Origin of the sequence: Myxococcus llanfairpwllgwyngyllgogerychwyrndrobwllllantysiliogogogochensis (genome assembly GCF_006636215.1) — a bacterium.
GTDB classification, from domain to species: Bacteria; Myxococcota; Myxococcia; order Myxococcales; family Myxococcaceae; genus Myxococcus; species Myxococcus llanfairpwllgwyngyllgogerychwyrndrobwllllantysiliogogogochensis.
Genome location: NZ_VIFM01000066.1, coordinates 27,449 through 47,130, shown reverse-complemented (window position 1 = coordinate 47,130; position 19,682 = coordinate 27,449). Strand labels below are relative to the sequence as shown.

Sequence of the window (19,682 nt, the reverse complement as noted above, 5' to 3'; positions counted from 1 at the left end):
CCCCGGCACCTCGCACACAACCCGGCCGCAACAATCGCGCTCCGTGTGAAATCAGACGGGGCTCCGCCGACCGCCCTCCCCGCGAGGCGGTGTCCTTTCTGCATCCAGAACCCTTCCCCCGCACAAACGCCACCGGCCCCACACATCCTCCTGCTCTTGCAACTCAATCATCAACAGGGAGGCGGCTCTGTCAGTGATAACCGCTATAACCGGTTGTGCAGCCTGAGCTGCGAAGTCCCATCCCCACAGGAGAGCAGATGAAACGAATCCAGCTCGCAGGTCTCGTCGCCGCGCTGACACTCAGCGCGCCGGCCGCGCTGGCCTCGGCCCCCGTGTGCAAGGCGGCGGCCTCCCCCGCTTCCCAGCGCGCCACGAAGGTCGGCGAGGACGTGTACCGACGCTTCGAGTCGGCACATCCCTACGCCACCGCGGAGCTGCGCAGGCAGAGCGGTCCGCTGCACACCGACGTCATCACCCACCCGGGGGCCGCGTACATCGCCGCGCACTTCGAGCGGCTGGAGCTGGAGGAGGGAGACTTCGTCGTGGTGCGTTCGCCGGACGGCACGCGCTCGCGGCGGTATGACGGCTCGCACCCGGGGGCGCGCGACGGCTTCTGGGCCATGCACATCCCCGGCGACACCGCCATCGTCGAGCTGCACGGCACCGACTCCCCAGGGCGCCGAGGCATCCTCAACCAGCACGGCTACTCCATCGACCGCTTCGCGCGCGGCTACACCAACGCGGAGCAGGGCTTCACGTCCGAGCTGAACAAGGCCCTGTGCGGCGTGGACGACTCGGGGTGGGCTCCCTGCTACGCCACCAGCGAGCCGACCCTCTATGGCCGCGCCCGTCCCGTGGCGCGCCTGCTCATCGGTGGCTCCAGCGCCTGCACCGGCTGGCTCGTGGGCAGCCAGGGCCACATCCTCACGAACCAGCACTGCATCGGCACCGCCAGCGATGCGCAGAACACCGACTTCGAGTTCATGGCCGAGGGCGCCACCTGTGCGACGAGCTGCGGGAGCTGGTTCGGCTGTCCGGGCCACGTCATTTCCGGCGGCACGCTGGTGCAGGCGGACGCGCCTCGCGACTACGCGCTGGTGCGGCTCGCGGTGAATCCCACCAACAGCTTCGGCTACCTCCAGATGCGCGGCGCGGGCGCGGTGGTGAACGAGCGCATCTACATTCCCCAGCACCCGGCGGGGTACGGCAAGAAGATCGCCGTCACCTCCACGGACTCCACCGACGAGTCTGGCTTCGCGGAGGTCTACAGCCTGAACGAGGCGTCCTGCCAATCCGGCGGCCCCAATGACGTGGGCTACTTCGCGGACACGCAGGGAGGCTCGTCCGGCTCGCCCGTGGTGGGCTACTCGGACCACCTGGTCGTCTCCCTGCACCACTGCGCGAACTGCCCCAACCGGGGCGTGCCCATCCAGGCCGTCGTCAGCCACCTGGGCGCAAACCTCCCCCAGTGCGCGCTGCCCACCGCCGGCTGCCCAGACCCCAACGGCAACGGCGAGCCGCCCCCGGAGGAGCCGCCTCCGCCGGCCAACTCCTTCACGTACACGGCCACCAACACCAACAACGCGCAGCAGAACACCACCAACAAGAAGCTGGCCCTCACCGCCGGCCAGCAGCTCACCGTGGCCACCTGTGGGCTGACGGGCGCGAAGACCACGGGTGACACGTACATGCGGCTCTTCAACCCCGCGGGCACTTCCGTCGCCACCAACGACGACGCGTGCGGCGGCCGGGGCTCCAGCATCACCTTCACCGCCACCACCGCGGGCGAGTACGAGGTGCGCGCCGGCTGCTATTCAACCGGAAGCTGTGGCGGCACCGTCGTCTGGGAGATTTCCGGGGGCAATCCCCCGCCGGCCACGTCCGGCTCGTTCGCCTTCAGCGGGAGCAACACCAACAGCGCCCAGCAGGCGACCACCAACCGCGACCTCACCGTCACCGCCGGCCAGGTCCTCACCGTGGCCACCTGCGGAGCGACGGGCGCGTCCTTCACCGGGGACACGTACCTGCGCCTCTTCAGCGGCGCCACCCAGTCCGCGGCCAATGACGACGCGTGCGGCGGCCGAGGCTCCAGCTTGAGCTTCACCGCCACCACGTCCGGCACGCTCCAGATTCGCGCCGGCTGCTACAGCAATACGACGTGCAGCGGCACCGTGGTCTGGAACATCCAGTAGCGACCGCCGTCCACCGCGCGTCGCGCTCACGGAAATCCGTGTCCGACGCGGGGCCCAGGCCACGGATTTCCGTGGCCTGGGCACGCCTGCCTGCTCAGTAGGCGTTCTTCGAGAGGAAGCCGCCCAGCGCGGTGCGCACGAGAATCTTCAGGTCCATCAAGAGCGACCAGTTCTCGATGTAGTACAGGTCGTACTCGATGCGCTTCTCGATGCACGTCTGACCGCGCAGGCCGTTGATCTGCGCCCAGCCGGTGATGCCCGCCTTCACCTTGTGCCGCAGGTGGTAGCGCGGAATCTGCCGCTTGAACTCCTCGATGAAGACGGGGCGCTCGGGGCGCGGGCCGACCAGGCTCATGTCCCCCGTCAGCACGTTGAAGAACTGCGGCAGCTCATCCAGGGAGTACTTGCGCAGGACGGTGCCGATGACGGTGCGGCGCGGGTCGTCCTTGGCCGCCATCATCGCCCCGGAATGCTCCGCGTCCACGCGCATGGTGCGGAACTTGAGGATGTGGAAGGTGCGGCCATCCATCCCCATGCGCTCCTGTCGGTAGAGCATGGGACCGCGGCTGGTCAGCCGCACCGCCAGCGCGGTGGCCGCCATGAGCGGCGCGGTGACGAGGATGGCCAGCAGCGAGAAGAGGATATCGAAGGCGCGCTTGGAGACGCGGCTCCAGCCCTCCATCGGGTCACCCTGGAGCCGGATGATGGGCAGGCCGCCGAACTCCTCCAGCCCGCCGTACAGGGTGATGTACTGGTAGAGGTCCGGCACCACCCTGACGTCCACGGTGCGCAGCGCCAGTTGCTCCATCAGCCGCTTCACGTGCGCCTGGTCCTCCAGCGGCAGCGCGAGGATGACCTGGTCCACCGGCTGCGCATCCAGCACGCGCTCCACGTCGTCCACGTGGCCGATGATGCGCACCCCGTTGACGTATTGGCCCACCTTCTCCGGCCGCAGCGACAAAAGGCCCGTCACGCGGAAGCCCAGTTCGCGGTGACCTTCCACCGTCTCCACGACACGCTGGCCCAACTCCCCCGCGCCGATGACGAGGATGGACTTGAGGTTGTGGCCCCGGCGACGCACCTCGCTCAACACGTAGCGGAACGCCAGCCGGATGCACGTCACCAGCACGAAGGCGTAGACGACGAAGATGACCAGCGTCAGGCGCGAGTAACGCTCCCGCGCGAAGTACGTCGCGGCCACCAGGATGAGCGTCGCGGTGATGGTGGACTTGAAGACCTCGAACACCTCACCCGTGTTCGTCCGGGAGCGGTTCGTCGCGTAGAGCCTCGACTGCTTGAAGGCCGCCGGGAAGATGACGAGCACCATCAGCAGCGAGACGAGCGAATCCTCCCAGGGTGGGATTCCTTCCGTGACGGGGACGATGCCGGAGAACCGCGTGGCGTACGCCAAGGCGAACGCCACCGCGAGCATCACCATGTCCGCGACAACCTTGATGGACGTGTAGAAGCGCTGGAGACGACTGAACACGCCTGGACTCCTGTAACCTGGTCAACGGGGCGCCACCCCTTTGCAAGACTCGCACCCCGGTACAACGAGCACGTGCCCTGCCCGACTCCCTCTGACAGGCTGGCGTCGTAGCACGGAAAATCCCGTGAAACCAACGAGTTACCCCTGCCCCGGGTGGACAGTGACAAGAGGTGGACACGACTCGCTGATGAAAGACGGAGCCTGGGATGACAGCGGCGTCACACCGCCGCCACGCGACGTGGGGATTTCCTCGACACCCTGAGGACGGACTCCACCTCGGACAACATGGCGCGCTGGAAGACAGCACGCCCAAAGCGCTCGGCCTGTGAGCGGGCATCCTCCGCGCGGAAGCCGACCTCCCACGTCTCGAAGCGCCGCACGGCGTCCGCGAGCGAGGCGGGTGTCTGCTCGGAGAAGAAGAGTCCCGTGCGGCTGTTTACCGTCTCCAGCGCCCCGCCCTTGCCGAAAGCGATGACGGGACGACCGGTGGCCTGGGCCTCCAGCGGGGTGATGCCGAAGTCCTCCTCGGGCGTGAAGATGAGCGCGCGAGCATCCCGGTACAGAGACGGCAGCGCGTCGTCGGAGACGTTGCCGAGGAAGCGGATGTGCGGCGACGACGCCGTCGACCCCAGGCGCGAGGCCTCCTGCCCGGTGCCGACAACCCACAGCGGAGCGCCCAGCGCGCGGAAGGCCTCCAGCGCGATGTCCAGCCGCTTGTAGGGCGCGAAGGCGCCGAGCCACAGGAAGTAGCCACCCTGGCCGCCGCCCTCCAGGGGAAGCCGGGTGAAGCGCTCCAGGTCCACGGGAGGATGGACCACGGTGGCGCCGCGCCCCCAGAAGCGCTGGAGCTTGCCGGCGACGTGGTGGCTGTTGGCGACGAAGTGGTCCACGCGCTCGGCCGAGGCCCGGTCCCACCGCTGGAGCCAGGGACGCACGGCATGGGCCGCCACGCGCACCGGCAGGCGGGTGCGCCCCGGGCCAAAGTAGTCGTCGAACAAGTCCCACATGTACCGCATGGGCGCGTGCACGTAGCTCAGGTGCGGCAGCCCTGCCGGCACGCGCAGCCCCTTGGCGACGCAGTGGCTGGAGGAGAGGACGACGTCGTAGTCGTCCTGGAGGCGCAGCGATTCGATGGCCCGGGGCATCAGGGGCAGGAAGTGCCGGTAGCGCTCGTGGATGCCCGGAATCCGCTGGAGGAAGGACGTGAAGATGCGGCGGCCTTCAATGGCCGGGGACTGGCTGCCGGGCCGGTGGATGAGGGTGTAGATATCCGCGTCGGGCAGCACTTCGCAGAGCGCATCAAGCACACGCTCCCCCCCGCGGTGGGTGACGAGCCAGTCGTGGACCAGGGCGACCTTCACGATGCGGGCCTTCTAGCACCGGGCGTGCCGCGTGCCGACAGCAACGCGAAGCGGGCGCCTGCCCGCCCCCCATGAGGGCCGCGCGTGTGGTACGCCAAGCACGTGGCTCATGTCCTCCTCGACCTGCGCATGGTGCGCGGCCGGCTGCACGGGATTGCCCGCTATGCGCTCGAGCTGGCGCGGCGCGTCCCCTCGCTTGCCCCGGACCTGCGCTTCACCGCGCTGGTGCCCCCCGAGGGCCTGCCCTCGGACCTGGGAGCGCTCGCGCCGCGCGTGCCCATGCATCGCTCGTTCGCGGGGTTCCTGTCCCCCTTGGAACAGCCCGCGCTGGCGGCGGACCTGGCCCGGCTGTCGCCCGACGTCTTCCACGCCACGTCGTTCGCCCTGCCCCTGTTCTGGAGCGGCCCGCTGGTGGCCACGCTGCACGACGCCAACCACGTGGCGCTTGCCCATCAGTATTCGCCGGCGCAGAGCTTGTACTACCGCGTGGTGGTGGGGCCTCGCGCGAAGCGGGCCGCCGCCCTGGTGACGGTGTCCGAGTTCTCGCGCGAGGAGCTGGCGCGGCACCTCAAGCTGTCGCCCTACCGGTTGCAGGTGATTCCCAATGGCGTGGACGCGCGCTTCCAGCCGCCCTCCGCGGCGGAGGCCCGCGAGTTCAGGGAGCGCAACGAGCTGCCAGCGCGCTACGTGGCGGCGGTGGGCAACGCGAAGCCCTTCAAGAACCTGGCGCTCTTGAAGCACTTCGCGGCGGACCTGCCGGTGCCCATCGTCCTGCTCGCGGGCAAGGGCGCGGTGGCGCACGAGCTGGGGCTGTACGAGAACGTGATTGACCTGGAGGAGCTGCCCGAATCGGAGATGCCGCTCTTCTATGGCGCGGCGGCGGCGCTGCTGCTGCCATCGAAGTACGAGGGCTTCGGCCTGCCCGCGCTGGAGGCGATGGCGACGGGCTGTCCGGTGCTCGCCTCCGACGCGACGGCGCTCCCGGAAGTCGTGGGCGGCGCCGCGCTGCGGCTCTCCCCGGAGGACCCGGTGGCCTGGCGCGAGGCGACGCTGCGCGTGCTTCGTGACGAGGCCCTGCGCACGGAGTTGACGGACCTGGGCCGCGAGCGCGCCGCGCGCTTCACCTGGGACGAGTGCGCGCGCAAGACGGTCGCCGTGTACCGGCGCGTGCTCGAAAGCCACCCTCCCACTCCTCGTTGACGGAGGCGGGGCCCACGCCCGCGACAGCTAGCGGGACGCCGGACGCGTGCGCAGCACGTCGCTGCCCTCGCACAGCCCCAGGCCCCAGACGAGGGCGAAGGAGAGGTGCACGCTGGAGTGGAATGGCAGGTAGTGCACCAGCGCGAGGATGTGGAAACCCACGAAGGACAGGAGCGCGCCCGTGGCGGCCAGTGAGCCCGCGCGATAGCGCCGGATGAGCGCCAGCCCCAGCAAGCCGTGCATGGCCAGCGTCAGCAGGAGGCCCACCAGCCCCGTCTCGGCCCACACCGTCAGCCAGAGGTTGTGCGAGTCGGTGGCCAGCAGGTCCGTGATTCCCGACTCCCCCTGCCGCGCGAGCACCGCGGACTTGTGGTTGCCGAAGCCCACGCCCACCAGCGGGTGCTCGCGCACGAGGCCCCAGCCCACCGTCATGGCCAGCTCACGCTCACCGCCGTAGATGTTGCCCACGGCCTTCTCCATGCGGGCGCGCCAGGCGGGTGAAGCCAGGACGACCACCACCAGCACCACGATGAGCCCCAGGCCCGCCTTGCGTGCGACTCCGCTGACCAACAACAGCAGCGCCACCACGCTGACCAGCAACGCCGCGCCCAGCGCCGCGCGAGCGAAGGCGTTGTAGATGGACACCAGCATGCCGAGCACCACCGCGCCCGCCAGCACCCGCCGCCGCGCAACCTCGGAGCTGCCCAGTATCGCCAGCGCGGGGCCCAGCGCGGCAATCGCGCCATGGGCGAAGCGCAGCCGGTGGAAGAAGATGCCCCCGGCCGCGTAGCGCGGAGACGTCTCCGTGCCGAAGTTCTCGTGAAGCCGGCCCGGGTTCAGCTTGAGAAACGCGAAGGGCTCCCAGGGCCAGCGCACCCGGTTCTGGAACATGCCCAGCGCCGCGGCGAACAACCACCCCGCCGCCACCGTGCCCGCGAGCGCCAGCCACGGCACGCCCACCGTGCCCACGCACGCCACGGCCGCGCCCGCCACCGAGTCCAGCACCTGTCCATAGCGCGAGCTTCGCGGCCACCCACTCGCCGCGCCCGTCAGCAGCGCCAGCCCGGGAGACACCACCTGCCACGCGCACAGCGCCACGCTGGCCAGCACATAGGCGCGCACGTCGGGGGCGAGCTTCAAGTGGCGCCGCGCGGCCAGCACCAGCGCCAGCAGCACCGCCGCGGACGCGGCCACTTGAAGAACGACCTCCGCCAGCACCAGGCCCACCGCCCAGGCGAGCAGCACTCCAGCCACGGCGCGACGAAGGAATGTGTCCAGCCGGGGCTGGGCGAGAAGGTCCATGGATGGACTCACGCTACCTCACCGCGAGCCAACGGCGGGGCATGTGAAGAAAGCCCTCGCGTCGCAGCCACAGCGCCCCGGCCGCCAGCACGAGCAGGACGGGGGGGGTCCACGCGGCCACCAGCGGCGTCAACCGCTCGGTGAGCACCATCGTGCGGCACACCATCATCAGGCCCCACATCGCCACCGCGACGAGCAGGCCCTCGACGATGGCGGCGGTGAGGTGCCCTCGGCGATTCGTGCGCAGCGCCAGTCCCACCCCCAGCAGCGCCGCGGGAAGTGCCGCCAGCGGATAGGCGAAGCGGTTGTGCAGCGCGAGTTCGAACTGCTTCGTCGCGAGCCCCGCTTCACGACGGGCGACAATCTGCTCTCGTAGCACCCGTACCCGCATCTGCTCCGGACGCCCTGGCTGAATGCGCAGGGCCGAGGCGGCGATGCCCAGCTCGTATTCGGCGCTCTCCATGCTCTTCACCGACGTGTGCTTCTCGCCGGTAAAGGCGCGCTCCACCACCCCCGTCAGCCGCCAGCGCGTCCCGTCCAGCCACTCCATCCGCGCCGCGTCCAGCCGACGCTGCAGCTTGAACTCCCGCGACAGCGTGAAGATGGACACGTCCTGGAAGCCCTCCTGCGCGCTGCCCGCGCGGAGGAAGAAGATGTGGTCGCCTCGTCGGAACCACTGCTTCGGCGTGTAGTAGAAAGTCCAGTCACTCCTGCTGCGGTTGAAGCGCTGGGTGGTGATTTCGTCAACGCGGCGCCCCGAGTGCGTCGCCACGACCTCATCGAAGGCAATCAAGCCCGAACACGCCAGCAATCCAAAGGCCAACACCGGTGCGTACAGCGCCGTGGGCCCGAAGGTCAGCGCCCGGATGGCCGTCACCTCGCCTTGCTTGCGCAGAGCCGACACCGTGGTGCCCGCGGCCAGCAGCAACGCCGCTGGACCGAGCAACTGCACTGCCATCAGCGCCTTGTACCCGTAGAGCTTCGCCGCGTCCGTCGCCCAACCCGGCCCCGTGTACGTCTTCGCGCGATCCACGAAGTCCACGACCACGAAGACGAGCACCAGCCCACCGAGGATTCCCAGCGCGAAGCGAACGTACGTCCGAAGCACGTATCCGAAGAGAGTCAGTCTCACCGAACCGTCCCTGAGCGGCTCACCCGGTAGAGAGCCATCGCCCCCACCAGCATGAAGATGACGTTGGCCAGTTGCCCCGCGAGCGCCGCCGGCAGTTTCCCCTGCTGACCCAACTGCTCGAAGACCCGGCTCAGCAGGTAGTAGAGGACGTAGCCCCCCATCGTCAGGAGATAGCCCCACGCCCGGCCCGCCTGTCGCCGACCAATGGCCAGCGGTGTGCCCAATAGAGCGAAGGCAATGGGCGCCAGCGCGCCCCCGAGGCGACTGTGCAGCGCCATCCTGAAGCCGCGCGCCTTCTCTTCGCTCGTCTCGCTCGCGGCCTGGATCAACTCCGACGGCGTCAGCTCTTCTTTCGAGTAGGTCAAGCGGCCCCCCTTGCCCATGGACGCGCCCACGCCCACGCGGATCTCCGCCCGGTCGAAGTGGATGACGCTGTAGTCCTCGCTGGCGCGGCCGGAGCGGTGCACCTCGCCGTCCTCCAAGGCGAAGCTGAGCACCTCGCCACCGCTGGACGTCCCCACCTGTCCTCGGTGTGCCAGCACCAGCAAGGGCGAGTTCTGCTCTCGCTCATCGTGCAGCAACACGTTGGTCCACTTGCCCTCCGAGGACGACACCTGCTCCGCGTACAGCGTCAGGTCGCTCAGGTCCTCGTAGAAGGTGCCGGACTTCACGTCGCCCACCGCGTTCTTCCGGATGACCTCGCTCACCAGCTCCCTCACACGCGTGAGCCCCCACGGCTGCGCGGTGGAGGTGATGAGCAGCATCAGCACGCTGACCGCCACCGCCACGCCCATCGGCGCGAACAGCAGGCGCGTGGGGCTCACGCCCAGCGCCTGGAGCGCAGTCAACTCGCGGTCCTCCCCCAGTCGCCCCATCCCCAGCAGGATGGCCAGCAGGAAGGCGATGGGCAGCGCCGACATCAGGAAGTGCGGCGTGTAGTAGGCCACCAGCCGGCCCAGGTCCGTAATCGTCACCGACGAGCCCAGCAGCACGTCCGTGCCCCGCAGGAACTGCATCACGAACAGCAGCAGGAACATGAAGGCCACCCACACGCCGAGCGGGACCAGCAGCTCCTGGAGGAGATAGCGGGAGAGGCGCGTCACGGTGCCGCCTTCAGCCCCTTCACGCCGATGTCATGACGAAAGTGCATGCCCTCGAAGCGCACCGCCGCCACCGCCGCATAGGCCCGCTCTCGCGCTCGCGCCAGGTCATCGCCGCGGGCGCACACCGTCAGCACCCGTCCGCCGCTCGTCACCAGCGCGCCGTCCCGCATCTCCGCGCCCGCGACGAACACCGTGGCGTCCTCGGGGACCGCGTCCAGCCCGTCGATGCGCTGCCCCTTGCGAGGCGCCTCCGGGTAGCCCTCCGCCGCCATCACCACGCCCACCGACGCGCCAGGCGCCGCCACCAGCGGGCGCGCCTGCAGCTGTCCACGTGCGCACGCGTCCACCAGCGGCAGCAGGTCTTCACCCAATTGCATCATCAACACCTGCGTCTCGGGGTCCCCGAAACGCGCGTTGAACTCCAGCACCTTGGGTCCGTTGCGCGTGAGCATCAGCCCCGCGTACAGCACCCCCTTGAAGGGCAGCCCGCGCCGGCGCAGCACCGCCAGCGTCGGAGCGATGACGCTCTCCCCGACCTCGGCCAGTTGCTCCGCGTCGAGGAACGGCGCCGGACTGTAGGCCCCCATGCCGCCGGTGTTGGGGCCGGTGTCGCCATCGCCCACGCGCTTGTGGTCCTGCGACAGGGGCAGCATGACGTAGCGCTCGCCGTCACACAGCGCCATGGCGGAGACCTCCTCGCCCTCGAGCAGTTCCTCAAGCACCATGCGCTGCCCCGATGTGCCCAGGGCCGCCACCGCGCGCACCGCCTGTCGCGCGGAGTCCACGTCGTGCGCGACGATGACCCCCTTGCCCGCCGCCAGCCCATCCGCCTTCACGACGATGCGGCCTTGCGCCACCGCGTAGGCCTCCGCCTCGACGGCATCCGTGAAGGTGCGGAAGGCCGCGGTGGGGACTCCCGCCTCGGCCATGATTTCCTTGGCGAAGGCCTTGGAGCCCTCGATGAGCGCCGCGCCCGCCACGGGCCCGAAGCAGGGGATGCCCGCCTTCGCCAGCGCGTCCGCCACGCCCGCCACCAGGGGCGCCTCCGGGCCCACCACCACCAGGTCCACCGACTCCCGGCGCGCGAGCGCGACCACCTCGTCCGGCGCATCCGCCTTCACGGGCACGTTGGTCGCAAGCTTCGCCGTGCCCGGGTTGCCGGGAGCACACCACAACCGCGTGAGCCGAGGACTCTGGGAGAGCTTCCACGCCAGCGCGTGCTCACGGCCTCCGGAACCCAGCAACAGGACCTTCACATCCACCTCACCGTTCCAACAGGTAGAGCATCCGCTTGGCCGGGAGGTACGCGGGGTCCAACCCCACCACCTTCACCAACTGAGTTCGCGCGTCGTCACGCCGCTGCGCCGCTTCCAGCTCCGCGAGCCGCGCCTTGGCCGACAGCAACGTGGGAGATAGCCCCAACGCCTCGCGCAACGAGCGCTTCGCCGGTTCCACCTGACGGCTCTCCGCCAGCACCAGCCCCTGCGCCAGATGCGCCACCGGCAGCTGCCGCCCCGCGGACACCGCGCGCGTCGACAGCGCACGCGCCTCCGCCAGGTTCCCCCGCCGCAGCGCGATGAGCGCCCGGTACGACAGCGCGCCCGCGTTGTTCGCGTCCGACTCCAGCACGTCGCGGAAGTGCCGGTCCGCCGCGTCCAGGTCTCCCTGGTGGAAGCGCAGCAGGCCCTCGTAGAGATACGGCCCCGGGTCCTCGGCGTTCTCCGCCAGCGAGAGGATGACGTCCTCCACGCCCCTCACCGTCTCCGAGGGCCGCATCCAGAAGCGCGTCGCCACGGGCCTGGGCTCCAGCCGCAGCGGGTCCGCGCGCAGCGCCAGGTTCAGCGCCCGGAACGCGTCCTCGCGCCGCTTCGCGCCCGCCGCCGCCACGCCCGCCAGCAGCTGCGCGTCCAGCCGACGCTCATCCCGAGTCAGTGCATCCTGAAAGCGCTCCAGCGCCTCCGCGGGCTTCTTCTCCAGCAACAACAGCCGGCCTTCCAGCACCAACTCCAGCGCGCGGTCTTCCAGCCGCCCCTTGATGCCGTCCAGGTGCTTGCGAGCCCTCGCCGCGTCGCGCTGTTCCAGGGCGACAAGGAAGACCTGCAGGTGCGCCTCGGGCAGCTCCTTCACCAACCCGAGCGCCTCCTCGGCGGACTTCACTCCCGCCTCGCTGTTGCCCGCCGCGCGCTCCGCGGCGGCCAGATGGACGAGCACCTCCGCCACGTCGCGGCCACCATGGCTGTCGCGGCTCTTCAGCAGCGCGCGCAACTCGCGCACACCCGTCGCGGGATTGCCTTCCATCTGGTAGCGCAGCACCGCGAGCGGCAGCAGGGCGCGCAGCTCACCGGGGTCGGCCTTCACGCGCGCCTCGTACAGCCGGCGCGCCTCGCCCACCTCACCCACCTCCTGATAGATGCGCGAGGTCGCCGCCAGGCTGTCCCAGTCCCTCGGGTCCACCGTCAGGCGCTTGCGCAGCGTCTCCAGCGCGAGCGAATACTCACCGTCCGACTCGTGCGCGAGCGCGCGGTAGTACTGGATGCGCTTGAACTCCGGCGCCAGTTGCTGCGCGGAGTCGAAGTGCTTGCGTGCCAGCCCGCCCGACGTCGACAGGTACGCCCGACCCAGCACCAGATTGGCCTCGGCCTTCTGCTCGTTCGTCGCCTGCGCCTGCACCAGCAACTCGTTCGCCAGGGCCTTCGCCCTATCGAGCGGCTCGGACTGTCGGGAGCGCGTCAGGAGCAGGTTGGCGTGCGCCAGCAGCAGCAGCGGGGTGCGCCCCGCGCGCGACTCCGACGCCTCGATGAGCGCGCTCGCCTCCGAGAAGGTGGACTCATCCAGCCCGGCGCCTCGCCCCAGCGCCAGCGCCTGGACGTAGCCCGCGATGGCCGCGTCGCTGCGAGGATCCAGGAGCAGGGCCTGCTGGAAGGACTCCTCGGCCTCCGAGTAGGAGGAGCGCTCGTCGCGGGCGAGTTGCTGCTGCCCCTCCGCGAGCCGCTCCGCGCTCGTGCCTTCCAACATCAGGTACTTCAGCTTCCACCGGGGCAGCACCGCCTTCACGGCCTCGGGAATCACCGCCACGGGAGGAGACTCCGTCCGACGACGCTCCTGCTCCTGGTGCTGCACGAAGAAGTAGCCGCCCACGCCCGTGCCGACGACGAGCAGCGTCAGTCCACCGACGAGCGCCCAGCGTCCTCCACCGGAGGAGCCGCGCGAGCCCGGCATTTCCGCGGAGCCGGAGCGAACGTTGGACTGACTCCGGGCCGCACCCGACGCCGCGCGGGGATTGCTGCGGGGCTCGGAGCCCAGCGAAGGCACACCGGACGCAGCACGCGAGCCCTCCCGGGGCATCAGCTCCAGCGAATCGGCTCCACCCTCCTCCGGCGCGGTGAGCGGAGGCAGGAAGTCCGCCGTCCCGGGCGCGGCGACGGGCACCGGGGCCGCCGCCTTGGGCGCCCCTCCCGCGGGCTCACGCTGTCGACAGTCGTCGCAGATGCCGAGCGCCTGGTCGAACGGATCCAGCAGCGGCTTGTTGCACGTGCGGCAGCCCATGGTCGCGGGCTTGGGCGCGGCGGCCGCGACCGGAGCCGCCGCCGTGCGCTGCGGCGCCGCGGCTGCCGGAGGTGCCACGGAGACCGGCACCGCGCCGGGCTCCGACGAGATGCGCGCGACAGGCGCGGGCGGAGCCGTGGGTGCGGGCCCGAGGAAGTCGAGCAGCGGATCCCCTCCACCCGACGACTCGGGAGCCGGCCCCAGGGCCGCGAAGGGATCCACGGGGGGCGCCGTCGCGGGAGACGGCGCAGGCAGCGCGCCGAAGTCCGCGAACAGGTCCGCTTCCGGAGCCGCGGCTTTCGCGGGCCGGGCCTGTGGTGGGGCGGGCGGCTCCACGGCGGCGGGCGGATTGCCGAAGTCGCCAAACAGGTCATCCGCCGGAGGTGGCGCGGACGACGCAGGGGTGGGCGCCGAGGGACGCGGCGGTGCGGCCGGCACGTCCCCTGAGGGCACGGCCGAAGGATCGCGCCGGACGAGCTGCAAGTTCCGGCAACGGGGACACTGCGCGCGGACACCCTTCGCCGTGATCAGTCGATCATCGATGGCATAGGCAGCCGCGCATTTCTGGCAGACGATGCGCATGAGTCAGTGCCGGAAGTGTCGCACTCCGGTCACCACCATGGCCATCCCATGTTCGTCGGCGGCCGAAATGACCTCCGCATCCCGAACAGAGCCGCCTGGCTGGATGACGCACGTCGCCCCGGCCCTGGCCGCCTCGTCCAGGCCGTCCCGGAAGGGGAAGAAGGCATCCGAGGCCACGGCGGCCCCCTGGAGGGCCTGTCCGCCGCGCTGCATCGCGATTCGGACCGAATCCACTCGATTCGTCTGTCCGCCGCCCTGGGCCAACAGCTGGCTGCCAGAGGCGAAGACGATGGCGTTGCTCTTGACGTGCTTGCAGACCTTCCAGGCGAACCGAAGGGCCCGCTCCTCGTCCGGTGTGGGTGCCCGCTTGGACACCACCTTCCAGCTCAATTCCGGTTCCACCGCGTCCCGGTCCATGAGGAGCAGCCCTCCGGACACGCTCCGGCCATCGAGCTGAGCCCTCGGCCGGGCGGTCGGCGAAGCCAGCGCCGCCCCCGCCTCCAGGAGCCGCAGGTTCTTCTTCGCCGCGAGCACCTGGAGCGCCGCCTGCGAGTAGGAGGGCGCGATGACCGCCTCCAGGAACGTCTCCGCCATGGCCTGGGCCGTGGCCTCGTCCACCTCGCGGTTGAACGCGACGATGCCACCGAAGGCGGAGATCTCATCCACCGCCCGCGCCGTGCGGTACGCCTTCACCAGCGAGTCATCCACCGCCACGCCACACGGCGTGTTGTGCTTGATGATGACGGCGGCGGGGTGCTCGGGGAACTCGAGCACCAGTCCCAGCGCGGCATCCAGGTCCAGGATGTTGTTGTACGAAAGCTCCTTGCCCTGCAGCACCCGGGCGAAGCCCACCGTCGGCTCCGAGGGCGCCGAGTGCTCACGGTAGAAGGCGCCGCGCTGGTGCGGGTTCTCCCCGTAGCGCAGGTCCTGCGCCTTGCGGAACGACAGCGACAGCTCTCCGGGGAACGGCTCGCCCGCCTCGGCGGACAACCACGCGGAGATGGAGGCGTCGTAGGCCGCCGTGTGCGCGAACGCCTTGCGCATCAGCTTGCGGCGCGTCGCCTCGCCCACCGACTTCTGCTGCTCCATCTCCGCGAGCACGGCGGGGTAGTCGTCCGGGTCCACGACGATGGTCACGTGACGGAAGTTCTTCGCGGAGGCGCGCACCATCGCGGGCCCGCCGATATCAATCTGCTCGATGACCTCCGCTTCGGCCGCGCCCGACGCCACCGTCTGGCGGAACGGATAGAGGTTCACCGCGACCAGGGAGATGGGCTCGATGCCGTGAGCCTTCATCTCCTCGCGGTCCGCCTCGAGTTCCAGCCGACCGAGGATGCCACCGTGGATGCGCGGGTGGAGCGTCTTCACACGTCCGCCGAGAATCTCCGGACTGTGTGTGTGCTCGGACACCTGCGTGGCGGCGATACCGGCGCCCTTGAGCGCCTCCAACGTGCCACCCGTCGACAGCAGACGGTAGCCCAGGCCAACCAGCCCCTGGGCGAAGGGAACCAGACCTCGCTTATCGGAAACGCTGAGGAGAGCCAGCACGTGTGCGCCTCGGTGTGCGGGGAGCGGCGGTAGTAGCAACCACCCCCTGGGGTGTCAACGCAACACGTCGGCGCTACGTTGGCGGCAGCAAGCCGCCAGTCACATAGGCTTGCGGGCCGAGACAGGAGGCTCGGCCTCGGTGGCCTCGCGCAGCTTCATCAGCCCGCGCGTCTCCACCTGGCGGATGCGCTCACGGGTGAGGTTCATGATTTCCCCCACCTCCTCGAGCGTGATGCCGCCCTTCTCCGCCACGTCCAGGGCGCAGGTGTGCTCCAGCTCCCAGATCTCCTTGTCCGGGAAGTTGAGCTTGATGGACCCCGTCTCCGGATTCACATCCAGATAGAGGTTGTGCTTGCAGGAAACGAACATGCACGGGCGCGGACCGTTGACGCAGTCGGCGCGGGTGCGCGGACGCGTGTCGTCCATCTGCTTGAGCAGGTCCGCTTCTTCCGGGTCCACCTGACCCGTGAGACGTCGACGGCGCAAATCACGCGCCATCTCCTTGCGCGACATCGTCTTGGACCGTCGGCGCTCCTGCGCCAGGTCCTCTTGCGCCTGGTCTCCGCCCTCCTCCACTTGCTTCACTTCCGACATGTCCCCTCCACGTGAGGCCAGTCTAACCGGGTCCACCGGCTCCAGGGCCGGCATCTTATTGCGAACTCATCGTTTCGTCTTCGCGTGCGGTGACTGCGCTGCCCAGCCGGGCCACGTCCCGGACCAGATCCTGCGCTCTTTGCCGCAGCGTTGCCAACTCCGCCTCGAGCGAACGTCGGTGCTCTCCCCCGAAGGCTCGCTCTCCCAACTCGTCCCGCAGCCCATCCAATAGACCGCCGAGGTCCCGCTCCACCTGGTCGATGTGGTTGCTGTGGAACACGAAGGACTTCTTGATGTCCTCGAGGGTGTGCCCCTCCGCCATCATCTTCTTGATGACGTTGATGCGGCGCACCGCTTCCACCGGATAGAGCCCCAGACTCCCCTGGTGCTTGCCCTTCCGCCCCACCCGACGGCTCCTCGGTAGCAACCCCGCCTGGACGTACTTGCGGAAGGTCGCTTCCGACAGACGCACGCCCCTCGGACGAAAGATTTCCAGAATCGCGCTCGCGGGAAGTCCTCCCGCGTTGTCGCGCTCAATCCGAGCAATCTCGTCGGGAGCCAGCAGGTCCATCGGTTCCATTGAATATAAGCTACTCAGAGGAGGACACTGAGTGCCAGAAACAGGCCTTCGGTGTCAAGGCAGACCGCTACAGGTCCGTTGCGGTGTCGGCCGGTTCACGTTTCGAGAAAGAGGGCGCGAGGACGCATCCGCGCGTCACGGCGCGGTGTCACGACGGGGGTAGATGGAGACCCGGAGCGCCTCGAACCGCACGAGACGACGGCGCTCGACGGGCGCGCACGCGTCAGCGCGGGGTCGACAGGGGGATGCGGGATGCGCCGAGGTGGCGCGGACTCAGCGGCCGCGCGGCGAGCGGAACTCGCGCGTCACCGTGGCGCCGGCGGTGATGGTGACGTCGAAGCGCTTCTCGCCCAAGGGGTGCTTGAACAGCAGCGTGTACGTGCCGGGAGCCAGCTTGTAGGAGGCGCGTCCCGAGACTTCGCCCAGGCGTCGCCCGTCCAGGAACACCGTCGCGTACGGGGTTGCCCGGAGTTGGAGCAGGCCTGTCGCGCTGGGCGCGGCTCGCGGCGTGGATTCCGAGCGGACCTCCGGGTCGACGGCCTTCGAGCCGGTACCAAGAACGGCCTCTCGCTTCAGGCCTTCCACTTCCACATCCGACTCGGAGGGCACCGGCTCGGGGCTCGCGGCGGACGGAGTGGTGCCTGACGCGACGGAGCCCGGCTCGGCCTGGGACGGCGTCGCGGCGGGCACCGGGCCGTTCGTCTCCTTCACGACACTTCCGCCAGGCTCGCCCCCAGGAGGCGCGCTATCGGTGGGCTCCGGTGGGGTGGCTCCGGTGGGCGTGCCGTCCTTCGGAGCGGCGGCCAAGGGGCCGTTGCCAGTGGTGGCCGTCTCCGTCGACGGGTCTCCTCGGAGACCATTCATCACCCCGGCCCCCACGATGAGCAGCAACCCCAGGCTCATGGTGAGACCCAACATGCGACGAGGCCGGAGCCACACCGAGGGCTTCGGCCTTCCCGGCGAGGTATCGGTGACAGTGGGGACCTCGCTGCCGGAGAGGGACTGAGGCCCCCCCTCTCGCGCATCCAGCACGGGCGCTCGGGTCGAAGGTGCGCTCGACGCGTGCCCACTGGAGGTTGCCCCAGCACCGCGCTCCTTGGAGTCACGCTGTTCGTGAGAGGCGGTCGACAGCTCAGGAGCCACGGACGCAGACACGACATCGGCACGCCCGGAGTTCGACGGGAGGGCCATCTCCGAGGCGGGCGTCAGCGCATCGGAGGAGTCCCGCTCGCGAGGATTCACCGGGAGATCCTCCTCCCAGGTTCCGTCTTCCTCGGAGTCTTCCCACGAAGCCCCGATACTCCCCTGCTTCGCCGGGCTCATCGCGTCGGCATCACGCGAGGGCCGCACGGCCTGCCCCGACTCGGAGTTTTGTCCGGAGGGCTCGACGTCGCCGCGCGCCTCCTCGTCGCCACGCAGCGAGGAGCGCTCCGACTCGGCGCCTCGCGGAGACGCATCGGCGGGTGCCTGCGTGGCGACCGGCGCCAGCCCACCCGAACGGCTCGGTGTCTTCGTGGGCACCGACGTGCTCTCGGCGCTAAGCCCATCGCCAGTGCCCGATGAGTTCATCGCCACGGACGCCAGCTCGCCCGAACGGCTCGGCGCCTTCGTGGGTGCCGATGTGTTGTCGGGGTGACGCCCTTCCCCCTGAGAACCACTCGCCACGGGCGACAGCCCACTCGAACGGCTCGGCGTCTTCGTAGGCGCCGGCGTGACGTCGGAGCGCGGACCTCCACCGACACCCTCTTCCGACGAAGCCACGGCGGGCGTCCCCTCGGGACGGCTCGGGCGCACCGTGGCGATGGGCGCGGCCAGCGGCGGCAATGGCGCGTTCGCGCGAGGCACGGGTGACGAAGCCACCGCGGGCAGCGGCATCATCGGCGTGGCCATGGGCGGCAGCGGCACGGACAGCGCCTCCACGTCCTCACTCCGACGGGGAAGCACGAACGTGGACGCATCCACGTCCTCATCGGGCGAGGACGGCACCGCCACACCCACGCGTCCCGCCGCCATCACCGCCGTGGGTTCCCTGCGCGGCGCTGGAACATCTTCATCATCGTCGTCGGGAACCGGCGTCCCCTGGACCACGTGCGTGCGCTCCTGCACCGTGGGCATCGCCTGCGTGAGGCTCCCGGGGAACAGGCGCCGCAGGAAGGCGCCCAGGTCCGTGTCGTCCACCGACGTCGCGTGCTTCAACACGCACTGGGCCAGGGCACGCTCCAGCTCACCCGCCGTCTGGAAGCGCGCGGACGGGTCGCGCTCCAGCGCGCGCATCACCACCGCGTCCAGCTCCGGAGGCACCTCCGGGTTGAGCCGGGCCGGCGGAGCAATGGCGCTGTGCTGCACCGCGCGCAGCACCGCCAGCTCCGAGTCCCCGTCGAACAACCGCCCGCCCGTCAGCATCTCCCACAGCACCACGCCCAGCGCGAAGAGGTCCGTGCGGGAGTCCACCGCCTCCCCTCGCGCCTGCTCCGGGGACATGTACGCGAACTTGCCCTTGAGCACTCCGGGCTGCGTCAGCTTCTTGCCGGCCTTCGCGATGCCGAAGTCCGTCAGCTTCACCGCGCCGTCGTATGACAGCAGCACGTTGTGCGGCGTGACGTCCCGGTGCACCAGGTCGAGCGGCTGCCCGTTCACCTTCAGCCGATGCGCGTAGTGCAGCCCCCGAGCCACCTCCGCGCCAATGTGCGCCACCAGCATCGGAGGCACCGGGTCCATCATCTCCTTGGACCGCCGCCGCAGCTCCCACAAGGAGCAGCCACGCACGTACTCCATGGCCAGGTAGTACGTGTCCTCGTGCTTGTCGAAGTCGAAGATCTGCACCACGTTCTCGTGGTTCAGCCGCGAGGCCAGCCGGGCCTCCGCGATGAACATCCCCACGAACTCCGGGTCGCTGGCGAGGAAGGCACGCACCCGCTTGATGACGACTTCCTTCTCGAAACCCTCCGCGCCCCGCGCGGTGCACAGGTAGATCTCCGCCATCCCGCCCTCCGCGAGCTTGCGGCGGACGACGTACTTGCCGATCTGCATGCCGGCGACGAGCGTCAAGAGGG

General features: G+C 69.8%; 13 protein-coding genes. 2 read left to right on the top strand and 11 right to left on the bottom strand.

The features are described from left to right. Positions 1-257: 257 nt before the first annotated feature. Entirely contained in the window at positions 258-2,192 is a 1,935-nt protein-coding gene (locus tag FJV41_RS18345; RefSeq protein ID WP_141643803.1) for a serine protease, read from the top strand. Positions 2,193-2,286: 94 nt separating this feature from the next. Here FJV41_RS18345 and FJV41_RS18340 read toward each other — a convergent pair whose 3' ends face one another. Beyond that, a complete protein-coding gene (locus FJV41_RS18340; protein WP_141643802.1) occupies positions 2,287-3,681 on the bottom strand; it encodes an undecaprenyl-phosphate glucose phosphotransferase in 1,395 nt (464 codons plus the stop codon). Between the two features lie 218 nt (positions 3,682-3,899). Beyond that, positions 3,900-5,042, bottom strand: coding sequence for a glycosyltransferase (locus FJV41_RS18335; protein WP_141643801.1), 1,143 nt, complete (start codon positions 5,040-5,042; stop codon positions 3,900-3,902). Positions 5,043-5,126: 84 nt separating this feature from the next. Between FJV41_RS18335 and FJV41_RS18330 the strand changes: the two genes are divergently transcribed. Next, positions 5,127-6,242, top strand: a complete 1,116-nt coding sequence (locus FJV41_RS18330) for a glycosyltransferase family 4 protein (RefSeq protein WP_141643800.1) — start codon at positions 5,127-5,129, stop codon at positions 6,240-6,242. 27 nt (positions 6,243-6,269) lie between these two features. On the opposite strand, the gene FJV41_RS18325 is transcribed toward FJV41_RS18330, so the two are convergent. The 9 genes from FJV41_RS18325 to FJV41_RS53730 all read right to left on the bottom strand — a co-directional run bounded on the left by FJV41_RS18325 (position 6,270) and on the right by FJV41_RS53730 (position 19,677). After that, positions 6,270-7,544, bottom strand: coding sequence for an O-antigen ligase family protein (locus tag FJV41_RS18325; RefSeq protein WP_141643799.1), 1,275 nt, complete (start codon positions 7,542-7,544; stop codon positions 6,270-6,272). Positions 7,545-7,557: 13 nt separating this feature from the next. After that, complete coding sequence (locus FJV41_RS18320; protein WP_141643798.1) at positions 7,558-8,676, bottom strand: LptF/LptG family permease; 1,119 nt, start codon at positions 8,674-8,676, stop codon at positions 7,558-7,560. Next, entirely contained in the window at positions 8,673-9,779 is a 1,107-nt protein-coding gene (gene lptF / locus FJV41_RS18315; RefSeq protein WP_141643797.1) for an LPS export ABC transporter permease LptF, read from the bottom strand. Before lptF ends, FJV41_RS18320 begins: the two co-directional genes overlap by 4 nt. Next, on the bottom strand, positions 9,776-11,041 hold the full coding sequence (purD, locus tag FJV41_RS18310; RefSeq protein ID WP_141643796.1) for a phosphoribosylamine--glycine ligase: 1,266 nt from the start codon (positions 11,039-11,041) through the stop codon (positions 9,776-9,778). Before purD ends, lptF begins: the two co-directional genes overlap by 4 nt. A 1-nt stretch (position 11,042) precedes the next feature. After that, complete coding sequence (locus FJV41_RS18305; RefSeq protein ID WP_141643795.1) at positions 11,043-13,907, bottom strand: tetratricopeptide repeat protein; 2,865 nt, start codon at positions 13,905-13,907, stop codon at positions 11,043-11,045. A 3-nt stretch (positions 13,908-13,910) separates the two neighbouring features. Further along, positions 13,911-15,455 carry a bifunctional phosphoribosylaminoimidazolecarboxamide formyltransferase/IMP cyclohydrolase gene (gene purH, locus FJV41_RS18300; protein ID WP_141643794.1) on the bottom strand — a complete coding sequence of 515 codons (1,545 nt, stop codon included), beginning with the start codon at positions 15,453-15,455 and terminating at the stop codon, positions 13,911-13,913. Positions 15,456-15,554: 99 nt separating this feature from the next. Beyond that, positions 15,555-16,049 carry a sigma factor-like helix-turn-helix DNA-binding protein gene (locus tag FJV41_RS18295; protein ID WP_141643793.1) on the bottom strand — a complete coding sequence of 165 codons (495 nt, stop codon included), beginning with the start codon at positions 16,047-16,049 and terminating at the stop codon, positions 15,555-15,557. Between the two features lie 55 nt (positions 16,050-16,104). Then, positions 16,105-16,629 carry a MerR family transcriptional regulator gene (locus tag FJV41_RS18290; protein WP_141643792.1) on the bottom strand — a complete coding sequence of 175 codons (525 nt, stop codon included), beginning with the start codon at positions 16,627-16,629 and terminating at the stop codon, positions 16,105-16,107. Between the two features lie 273 nt (positions 16,630-16,902). Beyond that, positions 16,903-19,677, bottom strand: coding sequence for a serine/threonine protein kinase (locus FJV41_RS53730; RefSeq protein ID WP_246137269.1), 2,775 nt, complete (start codon positions 19,675-19,677; stop codon positions 16,903-16,905). Between the last annotated feature and the right edge of the window lie 5 nt (positions 19,678-19,682).

Coding starts and splice junctions, on each gene's coding strand:
- FJV41_RS18295 (WP_141643793.1), bottom strand. CDS start 16,049: ATGTCGGAAGTGAAGCAAGTGGAGGAGGGCGGAGACCAGGCGCAAGAG.
- FJV41_RS18290 (WP_141643792.1), bottom strand. CDS start 16,629: ATGGAACCGATGGACCTGCTGGCTCCCGACGAGATTGCTCGGATTGAG.
- FJV41_RS18345 (WP_141643803.1), top strand. CDS start 258: ATGAAACGAATCCAGCTCGCAGGTCTCGTCGCCGCGCTGACACTCAGC.
- FJV41_RS18305 (WP_141643795.1), bottom strand. CDS start 13,907: ATGCGCATCGTCTGCCAGAAATGCGCGGCTGCCTATGCCATCGATGAT.
- FJV41_RS18325 (WP_141643799.1), bottom strand. CDS start 7,544: ATGGACCTTCTCGCCCAGCCCCGGCTGGACACATTCCTTCGTCGCGCC.